The following is a 9,663-nucleotide window of genomic DNA, read 5'->3' as shown; positions in this document are numbered from 1 at the left end:
GCTCCAGGAACTGGAGAAGGCCACCGAGGAGGAAAAGGGGATGCGCCAAAGGGGCAAACCGCCCCAGTGACGCAGACGGAGAATGCGGTCGGCACCGAGGAAGCGGCCGCGCGTGCCGAGCGCCGCCGGGTTCGCCGACGTCACAAGGCCCTGCTGAAGGCCGCTGCCCTGGGACGGTCGCGGGGCGGGTTGACGGTCAAGACACACCTGTCCACCGACCGCCGCTGCCGCCCGCTGTCCTTCGTGGTGACTCCCGGCCAGGCCGCCGACAGCCCGCGCTTCGCCGCCGTCATCGAACAGATCAAGGTCCGTGGACCGGTCGGCCGGCCCCGCACCCGGCCCGGCGCAGTCGCCGCCGACAAGGCGTACTCCTCCCGATCCAACCGCTCCTACCTGCGCAAACGCCGGATACAAGCGGTGATCCCGGAGAAGAAGGACCAAGCAGCCAACCGGAAGAAGAAGGGCAGCAGGGGCGGCCGTCCGGTCACCCACGACGCGGAACTGTACAAGGACCGGAACACCGTCGAACGCGGGATCAACAAGATCAAGGAATGGCGAGGGCTGGCCACGAGATACGACAAGACTCCGACCAGCTACCTCGCGGGACTCCACCTCCGCGGAGCGGTCATCTGGCTCCGCAGCCTCCGCCCCACAACATGATCTGAACCTGGAACAGGCCCTAGAGCGCTCATGCCGTAGGTGTGGCTTTGACTGATTGGCCGCCCAGTGCCCCGCGACGACACGGCCACTCATTGGGATGAGCGAACCAAGATCGCTTCGTAAGGACACGTCGGCGTGGTCGTCTGCAGGGACCAGTCAACCGATCGACGAGGGAGGCTCGGGTGCCCGAGCTCTGGGCGGGGACGGATGCCGGCAAGGCCGCGCACCACTGCACGGTGATCGACACGGACGGGACGAAGGTGCTCTCGCGCCGGGTCCCCAACAACGAGCCCGAGCTCTTGGAGCTGATAGGCGACGTCCTGGCATTGGCTGAGGACAGCCCTGTTACTTGGGCCGTCGATCTGAACGGCGAAGGTGGCGCTCTGCTGATAGCCCTGCTGACCAGCCATGGTCAGCGGCTGCTCTACATCCCGGGCCGAACCGTCCACCACGCTTCCCGTGGTTACCGTGGAGACGGCAAAACCGATGCGAAGGACGCCTACGTCATCGCCGACCAGGCACGGATGCGCCGGGACCTGCAGCCACTGCAGGAATGGGGCGAGATCGCGGTGGACCTGAAGATCCTCACCGCCCGCCGCTACGACCTCGCCGCCGACCGCACCCGAGCCATCAACCGGATGCGGGCCCAGCTCCTGGAGTACTTCCCCGCCCTGGAACGGGCCTTCGACTACGCCGCCTCCAAAGCGGCACTCATCCTGTTGACCGGCTACCAGACCCCGGCTGGCCTGCGCCGGATTGGCTCGAGCCGGCTCGCCACCTGGCTGAAGAAGCGCAAAGTGCGTGGCGCCCAGGCGGTGGCCGATGCTGCTGTCGCTGCGGCGCAGGCCCAGCACACCGCCGTGGCCGGGGAGAGCACAGCCGCCACCGTGGTGAACACCCTGGCCCGGTCCGTTCTGGCTCTGGACGACGAGATCGCCGCCGTGGATGCAACGATCGCGGCCCGTTTCCGAGAGCACAGGGATGCCGAGGTGATCCTGAGCATGCCTGGCATGGGCCCCTTGCTGGGGGCGGAGTTCATCGCCTGCACCGGCGGTGACATGGACGCCTTCGGGACCGCGGGCCGACTCGCCGGAGTCGCTGGTCTGGCACCTGTCCCACGGGACTCAGGCCGGATCAGCGGCAACATGCGCCGACCACACCGCTACCACCGCCGACTCCTACGCGTCTTCTACCTCTCCGCCCAGATCGCCGCCCGCTTCTGCCCCACCTCAAAGACCTTCTACGACCGCAAACGGGCCGAGGGTAAGAGCCACAAGCAGGCGATCCTCGCCCTCGCTCGCCGCCGCCTCGACGTTCTATGGGCCCTCATCCGCGACCAACGCCAATGGACAGCCCAGCCACCAGTACCGGTACCAGCCGCTGCATGAAGCGCACGTCTCCCTCACGGCGATGCAGATCCCGAACCTTCCCCAGGCCCGCTCGTGGTACCCCAGCCGGCCGGTTGCTGTGATCGCTAGCCGCGGAGGGGCTTGGGCTGACGGGCCTCGGCTGCCTGGTCACGAACGTACGGGTCGGCGTCCACTTCCAGCTGGTCGAGCACGGCCGCGGTCGCGGCGTCTGCGGGCTTCTGGGCGGGAAAGTGCCCCAAGGTGATCGCTACCCAGGCCCGGACACGAGGGTTGTCGTCGTTCGCGAGCAGGCGGATCTTCCCCAGGGTTCTGGGTTGCTGAAGGAAGCCGAGGGAACTGAGGGCGGAGATTCGCACCTGCGGGGAGGGATCGTCCAGCAGGTTCAACAGCAGGTCAATGGCATCCGGCTCTGTCCCGTGACTGCCGAGTGTCCCCACGACCGTGCTGCGGATTCCTTCGTCCGAGTCCTGCGCAGCGTGGGCCAGCAGGTTGAGATCAGAGGGTTCGGGGACGAAGCCGAGCAGCCAGATAGCCGCCCTGCGAAGGTCCTCATCGTTGCCAACGGCGCACGGCAGGAGTATTTCGCGTGTGGCGGCCGGGTCCTCCTTCGCGAGCACGTGAAGTGTCGTCGAGAGAGAGTCCTGGTCGTCACCCAGATTGCGGGAGTAGGCCCGCAACAGGGCGGCAAGGGACGCGTGGCCTGCAGTCTCGGCCAGAATCCGGGCGAGCACATGACGGGCGTACCAGTCGCCCGCTTCCACGGCTGCCGCGAGATGCCCCTCCACGTACGGAATCAGCTCCCGCCGGCGGGCGGCTATGAGCTCCTCCTCGATCTCAGCAAGGTCATCGAGGTCGCAGTCCGGGTCCGCGAGTCCGGCCGCTAGCTCATCAAGGCGCAGGGTGAGATCACTCGCTGCCCGTTGATCTTCCAATCCGTCCTCCTTGTGATGCTTCAGACCGTACCGAGCCTGCCCCAGCAGGCCTTCGGCGGGCCTCTCTGCTGCGGCGCGACCTGACGGAACGGATTGTCCAACAAACCTCCGCCAACGGCGTTCGGGCAGCCAGCTCACGCGGCCGCCCAGACCCTCCCAACGTCCCGGAAGGTCTCCGCGACCTTGACAAGAACGATTGGGAATCAGTCACGCTGAACCCACGGCCGTCGCGCCGGTAAGAAACGTGTCACCAGCCGCAAACGGCGGTGATCACCGCGTTGCAGGTGGGGCAACCGTGGAGCCCCCGCTGGCATGATCGATCACCGATCTACTCGGGAGAGGCCCGGCGCATCAAGCCCGAACCGGCAACGGACCCGCCGTCATCGCAACACTACGTAACACCGCAGTTGGCTGGCACCGGACCGCCGGCGCGACCAACATCGCCCAAGCCACCCGCCAAGCCAACCGCCGCTCACACGACCTGATCACCGCCGTGACCAGCAGCTACCCGAGAACGCAATGACCCTGAGGACCGGGTCGCCTCGTTATTTCGCTCCGGGACCGAGCACCGGAAACCCCAAGATGCGGTGCTCGCGCTGGGCGCCCTCGTTCCCGGTGGTTCCTTGGTTACCCGACCTCCGTCGGGTCGGTGTGCCGCACATCACCGTGGGCCGCAGGTCGGAATCGGGTGAGGGGCGCCGAGGTTCCGGATGACATGACGACGATTGGACTCATCGGCAGTGGCAACATCGGAAGCACCGTAGCGCGGCTGGCGGTGGCCGCCGGGCATGACGTGGTGTTGAGCAACTCGCGTGGCCCGCACACCCTTCAGGACCTGGTGTCCGAGCTGGGGCCGAAGGCGCGCGCCGCGACTCCCGCAGAGGCGGCCGCGGCCGGCGACGTCGTGGTGGTGACGGTGCCGCTGCGGGCGTACCGGGACGTTCCGGTGGAGCCGCTGGCGGGCAAGGTGGTTATCGACACCAACAACTACTACCCGGACCGCGACGGCGTCTTCGATGAACTGGAGGACGGCTCCAGCACCACCGGTGAGCTGCTGCAGAAGCACCTGCCGGAAGCGCACGTGGTGAAAGGCTTCAACAACATCTGGGCCGGGCACCTGGGTGACCTGGCGCGTCCGACGGGGAGCGCGGACCGGTCGGCGCTACCGATCGCCGGTGACAACGCGGCCGCCAAGCAGGCGGTCACCGAGCTCTTCGACAGCCTCGGCTACGACACCGTGGACGCCGGACCGCTCGCCGAGAACTGGCGCGCCCAGCGGGACACCCCGGTATACGTGACTCCCTACGGCGCTTTCGGGGAACTCCCCGGTACCCGGGCGAGCACGCAGGTCGTCCGTGAGGCGCTCGCCGCGGCGAAGTGAGGGTCTGCGGGTCGATGCGGATGCCGATCCGGCGACGGCTCGCCTGTTCCCATTGGACACTCACCGCCTCCTCCAGGTGACCGAGGCGCCGGGAACCTCGGTGATTCCCGGCGCCTCGAGAGGATGGCGGTCAGCCGAGCTTCCAGGTGCCGATGGCGTCCCAGGCTGCCCAGGACAGGTCCGGCTTGCGCCAGGTGTGGTCAACCAGGCCGTCCAGGCCTCGGCCGAACACCTCGGTGAACTTCGTGTTCGGCTGATAGACGACCGTCGGGTCGCTACTGAGTTTCCATTCGCCGATGACCGACCAGTTGGACCAGGACAGATCCTCGTTGCGGTAGACGTGGATCAGCAAGCCGTCCTTGCCTCGCGCGAACACCTCCGTCACGCCGATGCTGGGCTGATAGATCGCCGCAGGCGCACCGGCCGTTTCCCAGTCACCGATGGCGTCCCAGGCGGACCACTTCAGATCCTCACCCCGGTAAACGTGGATCAACTTGCCGTCGGTACCCCGGGCGAACACCTCGGTCACCCCGAGGTTCGGCTGATACACCGGCGCCGGATCACCAGCCATCTTCCACGGACCGATCGTCTTCCACGCCGCCCACGACCCAGGGTCATTGCGTTCTCGGGTAGCTGCTGGTCATGGCGGTGATCAGGTCGTGTGAGCGGCGGTTGGCTTGGCGGGTGGCTTGGGCGATGTTGGTCGCGCCGGCGGTCACCGTGCACCATTGGGCCTCGTGGAGCAGCACCGGATCCTCAGGCTGACCAGAGGGGAATCCACCTGCTTCGGCTGGGCTGGTTGCCCGAGCAGGACCCGGCCGAGGACTGCCTGACCCGGGTCAGGCGTCGCTGCTGGAGTCCTGGACGAGCCAACCCGCAGGTTTGTCCAGGCGGATGGTGTTGTCACCGAGGAAACCGCGAAGGGTGTGCTCGAGGTTGGCGACCGCTTCGGGGCCCACCTGGGACTCCCACTGGGCGCGCAGTTCGTCGAAGATGGTTTCGCCCTCGTGGAGCATCGCGTGGCCCCGGTCAGTGACCTGTAGGCGCATCCGCCGCCGGTCCACTGGATCTGGCTCACGGGCCACGTAGCCGTGCTCCTGCAGGGCCGCGATCGTCTTTGCCGCTGACTGCTTGGTGACCGACATCCGCCGGCCGAGCTCCGACGCGTTGTCGGCGCCGGACAGGATCGCGTGCAGGGCGAAGTCGTGCACCGGCCGGACGTCCGGGTAACCCCGGGCGGCGAGCTCGGCCGTCGCGCGGTCGGCGAAGGTGCGGAAGCCGCCCAGGAGGAGCAGGGCCAGCTCAGCGCCGCGTCGGGACATGTGATCATCCTATCGAACCGTTGACATCGACAACTTGTCTATCTAGCTTTATCGACAGCCAAGTTGTCTATATGAGGAGCGACATGCCGGTCATCACGCCCGTCGGCGCCACCATTCCCGGCGTCACCCACTACTTGGCTGAGGTCAACGGCACCCGGCTGCACTACGTCGCGGCCGGCGCCTCCGGCCCGCCGATCCTGCTGGTGCACGGCTGGCCGGAGACCTGGTGGGCCTTCCGCGCCCTGATCCCGCTGCTGGCCGCCGACCACCGGGTCTTCGCCGTCGACCTGCGCGGGTTCGGCGACTCGAGCCACGACGGCGAGGACTTCTCGGCGGCCACCTCGGCCGAGGACCTGCACCACCTCATCGCCCACCTCGGCGCCGGCCCGGTGCACCTGGTCGGCCAGGACATCAGCGGTGGCGTCGTCTTCCGCGCGGCGGCCGAGCATCCCGGTGACGTGCTCAGCCTGACCGCCATCGAGACAACCCTGAGCGGTTACGGCCTCGAGATGATCGCCGACGTCAACCACGGCGGCTCCTGGCACGTCGGGTTTCTCGGTGCCCCCGGCATCCCCCAGCTGCTGCTGTCCGGGAACGAACGGCGCCTGCTCGCCGACTGGGCCTACCCCCTGATGAACGGGACCGAGGGCGCGGTCACCGAGGCCGACCTCGACGAGTTCACCCGCTCCTATGCGGGCCCGGACGGGTGGGCCGGCACCGCGGGGCTCTACCAGTCGATCTTCACCGATGGCGGCGCGACCAAGGCCCTGGCCGAAGCCCACCCGCTGGCCGTCCCGGTTCTCGCCGTGGACGGCGTCAACGTGCCGTTCACCGCGCAGACCCTCCGGCAGGTGACCGCGGGTGAGGTCACCGCCGTCCACATCGAGGGCGTCGGGCATTTCGTCGCGCAGGAGGCCCCCGAAGCCCTCGCCGCCGCCCTGGTGAAATTCGTCGGGTCAGACTGAGGCGGCCAGGCGGATCGCTTCGAGCTCGCCGGTCAGGGGCAGCGGGCCGGCCGCGTACGGAACCAGCAGCGTATCCCCGCGCCGCACCGGCTGATCGCCCAGCCGCCCCGCGCCAGAAACCACGACCACGACGCTGAAGCCCTGCTCCACGGTGTCGCCGCCGTGCAGCCGGCGCGCGGTGAAGAACTCGTCCGCCGCCTCGGCCAGCAGCCGGCCGGCGCCGCGCAGGGACTCGATCCGGGCCGGGCTCCAGCCGCCGCGGTCGACGCACTGCAGGGCCAGGTCGTAGCCGAGCTCCAGGTGACCGTCGGCCAGGCCGAAACTTCGTACTCCAGCAGCACGGAGAAGTCGGTCGGCTCCTGGATCTCGACCAGCAGGATGCCGTCGCCGATGGCGTGGGGCAGGCCCGCCGGGCAGAGGATGGCGTCGCCGGCGGTGACCGGGATGCGGTTGATCGCGGCGAGCATCTGCTCGGTCTTCTGGCCGGCCACCCAACCAGCCAGCTCGCCGGCCTCGACGTCCCGATCAAAACCCAGATGCACGTACGCGCCGGGTCGCGCCGAGACGATCATCCACGCTTCGGTCTTTCCGTACGGCGAAGCCAGGTGCTCGGTCGCGAAGCCGCGGTCGGGGTGCACGTGCAGGGGCAGCCGCTGGCCGGCGTCGAGCAACTTCACGAGTACGCCGGTGTCGGTGCGGTCCGGTCCGAGCCACCAGCGCGGGTCGGCGGCGATACCTCGTTGTCGTTGCCGTTCATCTCCGTTGTCATGCCGGTCAGGAGCAAGTTGGAGTCCCTTCTGTGCAACCTCCCGTCGAATCCTCTAGGCGTTGATCTCAATTAGGCGCGCCCGCTCTGCGGCACGACCGCGGCGCTGAGTGCAAGGCGGCTGGTCATATCGAGTTTGACCTCGCCGTACGGGGAGACGTGGGTTGCACCTCCCCTCCTACTGTGGAGACCGTGACCGGAGGGATAGTTGGGGGTCATGGCATCCAGGAAGCGCATCTACGACGCCGAGTTCCGTGAGGGGGCGGTGCGGATCGTGACGGAGACCGGGAAGCCGATTCCGGAGGTGGCCGAGAATCTGGGCATCCATCCCGGGACGCTGCACAGCTGGGTCTCACGGGCCCGGCGCAACGGGTCACCGTCGTCGGACCGGCCGGCTGCCGAGCCCTCTGGTGGCCGGATGCGGGAGAGTGAGCGGGCCGAGCTGGAGCGGCTGCGGGCCGAGGCCAGGGAGAAGGACAAGCGCATCCGCGAGCTGGAGATGGAGCGTGATGTGTGCAAGCGATTCGTGGCCTTGTGGGTGAAGTAGCTGAGGCGGACCCGGCCGTGGCGGTCGGGGTGATCAGCAGCTGCAAGGTCGAGGAGGGCATACCGCACCGCGTCGCCTGCCGGGCTCTGGGGGTATCGGAGTCGTGGTACTACAAATGGCGCGACCGCGCGTCCACCGAGCGGGAGATGCGCCGACAGCACCTGGCGGAGGACATCGAGGAGATCTTCCGCTGCTCCGGGGGCACTTACGGCTCGCCGAAGGTGTTCATCGAGCTGGTGCGCCGGGGCTGGCGGGTGTCGGTAAACACCGTCGCGAAGCTGATGGCCGAGCTCGGGCTGGCGGGCCGGACGGTCAAGCGCCGCCGGTCGCTGACCAGGCCGGGCAGGCGGCCGGCCGCCCCGGACTTCGTCCGCCGGGACTTCACCGCCGAGGAACCGGACCTCGTCTGGGTGGGCGACATGACCGAGATCGACACCGGCGAGGGCAAGCTCTACCTGGCAACGGTGATCGATCTGTTCTCCCGTCGGCTGCTTGGCTACGCGATGGGTGCCCGGCACGACGCCGAGCTGGTGGTGGCCTCACTCAACATGGCCGCGGCCACCCGGGGCGGCGACGTCCGCGGCGTGATCATGCACACCGACAGGGGCAGCGAATACTGCTCCCGGAAGTTCAAGAGGGCCTGCCGCAGGCTGGGGGTCGTGCAGTCCATGGGCAGAGTCGGATCTTGCTTCGACAACGCCGTGAGCGAGGCGTTCAACAGCGTGCTCAAGGTCGAGTACGTCCACCGGCACACCTTCCGCACCCGCACCGAGGCACGCATCAAGATCGCCACCTGGATCACCGACTTCTACAACACCAGGCGGCTACACAGCGTGGGCGGGTTCAAAAGCCCGATCGACTATGAACGCGAGTACCGGGCCACCCTCGCCGAGGGACTGGCCGCATAGATCGTCTCCACGCTGCGAGGGGATTGACATCTTCGCCGTCACCCGAAAAGGTGGCTGCGACAAGCGGCGGGCAGCGTAGAACGCGTCGAAGTCCGCCCTGTCCGCATCCCACACCGACCGACCGCGTACCTCCCCCAAGAACCGCCCCCACAACGCCAGATCGCGGGCGTAGCCCTCCCAGCTGTTCGCCGAGCGGCAGCCCAGCGTCGGCAGAGCCCGAAAGAACCGGTTCAGGTGCACGTCGTACGAGCCGTCCGCGTCGAGGATGAACGGCATCCCCTCGCGTACCGGCTCCCGGTCCAGCACTGCCACCAAGTCCGTACGCGGGCCCAACTCCCGTAGCAGATCCCGCTGAGTGAAGAAGACTTCCATGGGCGCGGACCGTAGCGGAACCAACACATCCCGTGCGTCATTGAGACGCCGTCAAACTGCCCGGATAAACACCGAGACGACCAGACTGTACGGGCAGACCGTCGAGATCGCCGTGATCGACGCGGCCACCGGCAAGAAGCTGATGGACACCCTGGTCAAGCCAGACGAGCCGATCAGTGACGGTGCTCGCTGAAGCCGACGGGTTCGTGGAAACCCGAAGCCGGTGCAGCGCGAAACCGAGGGCAACGCCGCTCCGCAGCAGGCAGTGTCCCTCGGGTTCGCGTGGGGTTGAGTACCTGAACGGCCCGGCCGCGAGCACGACACCTCCTGCGCCTGCCACCACGGCCTGAGCGACGCCCTCAAGGCCGACCATGCCCAGCACGAGGAACAGGGTGCCGAGCGCGACTAGGGAGTGTTTCAGAAGTGGATCACTCATGTGA

The 9,663-nt window shown here is 67.9% G+C and carries 11 protein-coding genes and 1 pseudogene; 6 read left to right on the top strand and 6 right to left on the bottom strand.

Features of this window, described 5'->3' with window-relative positions; translation table 11 throughout:
* Positions 1 to 90: 90 nt before the first annotated feature.
* A pseudogene (locus tag ACIHCQ_RS42770) lies at positions 91 to 660 on the top strand (IS5 family transposase); the annotation flags it as partial.
* A gap of 182 nt (positions 661 to 842) precedes the next feature.
* Positions 843 to 2,048, top strand: a complete 1,206-nt coding sequence (locus ACIHCQ_RS42765) for an IS110 family transposase (RefSeq protein ID WP_399674498.1) — start codon at positions 843 to 845, stop codon at positions 2,046 to 2,048.
* 86 nt (positions 2,049 to 2,134) lie between these two features.
* Here ACIHCQ_RS42765 and ACIHCQ_RS42760 read toward each other — a convergent pair whose 3' ends face one another.
* Positions 2,135 to 2,962, bottom strand: a complete 828-nt coding sequence (locus ACIHCQ_RS42760) for a HEAT repeat domain-containing protein (RefSeq protein WP_399674497.1) — start codon at positions 2,960 to 2,962, stop codon at positions 2,135 to 2,137.
* A 649-nt stretch (positions 2,963 to 3,611) separates the two neighbouring features.
* Between ACIHCQ_RS42760 and ACIHCQ_RS42755 the strand changes: the two genes are divergently transcribed.
* Complete coding sequence (locus ACIHCQ_RS42755; RefSeq protein ID WP_399674495.1) at positions 3,612 to 4,343, top strand: NADPH-dependent F420 reductase; 732 nt, start codon at positions 3,612 to 3,614, stop codon at positions 4,341 to 4,343.
* Between the two features lie 130 nt (positions 4,344 to 4,473).
* On the opposite strand, the gene ACIHCQ_RS42750 is transcribed toward ACIHCQ_RS42755, so the two are convergent.
* Positions 4,474 to 4,914 (bottom strand): hypothetical protein, encoded by a 441-nt coding sequence (locus ACIHCQ_RS42750; protein ID WP_399674494.1) that lies wholly within the window; start codon positions 4,912 to 4,914, stop codon positions 4,474 to 4,476.
* A 268-nt stretch (positions 4,915 to 5,182) separates the two neighbouring features.
* Complete coding sequence (locus tag ACIHCQ_RS42745; protein ID WP_399674493.1) at positions 5,183 to 5,665, bottom strand: MarR family winged helix-turn-helix transcriptional regulator; 483 nt, start codon at positions 5,663 to 5,665, stop codon at positions 5,183 to 5,185.
* A gap of 83 nt (positions 5,666 to 5,748) precedes the next feature.
* On the opposite strand from ACIHCQ_RS42745, the gene ACIHCQ_RS42740 reads away from it, so the two are divergent.
* Positions 5,749 to 6,630, top strand: coding sequence for an alpha/beta hydrolase (locus tag ACIHCQ_RS42740; RefSeq protein ID WP_399674491.1), 882 nt, complete (start codon positions 5,749 to 5,751; stop codon positions 6,628 to 6,630).
* A gap of 32 nt (positions 6,631 to 6,662) precedes the next feature.
* On the opposite strand, the gene ACIHCQ_RS42735 is transcribed toward ACIHCQ_RS42740, so the two are convergent.
* On the bottom strand, positions 6,663 to 7,307 hold the full coding sequence (locus ACIHCQ_RS42735; RefSeq protein ID WP_399674489.1) for a class I mannose-6-phosphate isomerase: 645 nt from the start codon (positions 7,305 to 7,307) through the stop codon (positions 6,663 to 6,665).
* 306 nt (positions 7,308 to 7,613) lie between these two features.
* Here ACIHCQ_RS42735 and ACIHCQ_RS42730 point away from each other — a divergent pair, with 306 nt between their 5' ends.
* Entirely contained in the window at positions 7,614 to 7,943 is a 330-nt protein-coding gene (locus ACIHCQ_RS42730) for a transposase (RefSeq protein WP_399674487.1), read from the top strand.
* Positions 7,931 to 8,851, top strand: coding sequence for an IS3 family transposase (locus tag ACIHCQ_RS42725; RefSeq protein WP_399674485.1), 921 nt, complete (start codon positions 7,931 to 7,933; stop codon positions 8,849 to 8,851). The genes ACIHCQ_RS42730 and ACIHCQ_RS42725 overlap by 13 nt, the downstream gene beginning before the upstream one ends.
* Here the strand turns inward: ACIHCQ_RS42725 and ACIHCQ_RS42720 are convergent.
* Positions 8,768 to 9,127: a site-specific integrase gene (locus ACIHCQ_RS42720; RefSeq protein ID WP_399674506.1), complete on the bottom strand. Its 360-nt coding sequence runs from the start codon at positions 9,125 to 9,127 to the stop codon at positions 8,768 to 8,770. The genes ACIHCQ_RS42725 and ACIHCQ_RS42720 overlap by 84 nt on opposite strands.
* A 133-nt stretch (positions 9,128 to 9,260) precedes the next feature.
* Positions 9,261 to 9,659: a hypothetical protein gene (locus ACIHCQ_RS42715; protein WP_399674483.1), complete on the bottom strand. Its 399-nt coding sequence runs from the start codon at positions 9,657 to 9,659 to the stop codon at positions 9,261 to 9,263.
* Between the last annotated feature and the right edge of the window lie 4 nt (positions 9,660 to 9,663).

Origin of the sequence: Streptomyces sp. NPDC052236 (assembly GCF_044548015.1) — a bacterium.
Taxonomy (GTDB): domain Bacteria; phylum Actinomycetota; class Actinomycetes; order Streptomycetales; family Streptomycetaceae; genus Streptomyces.
This window is presented reverse-complemented; position numbering and strand designations above follow the sequence as displayed.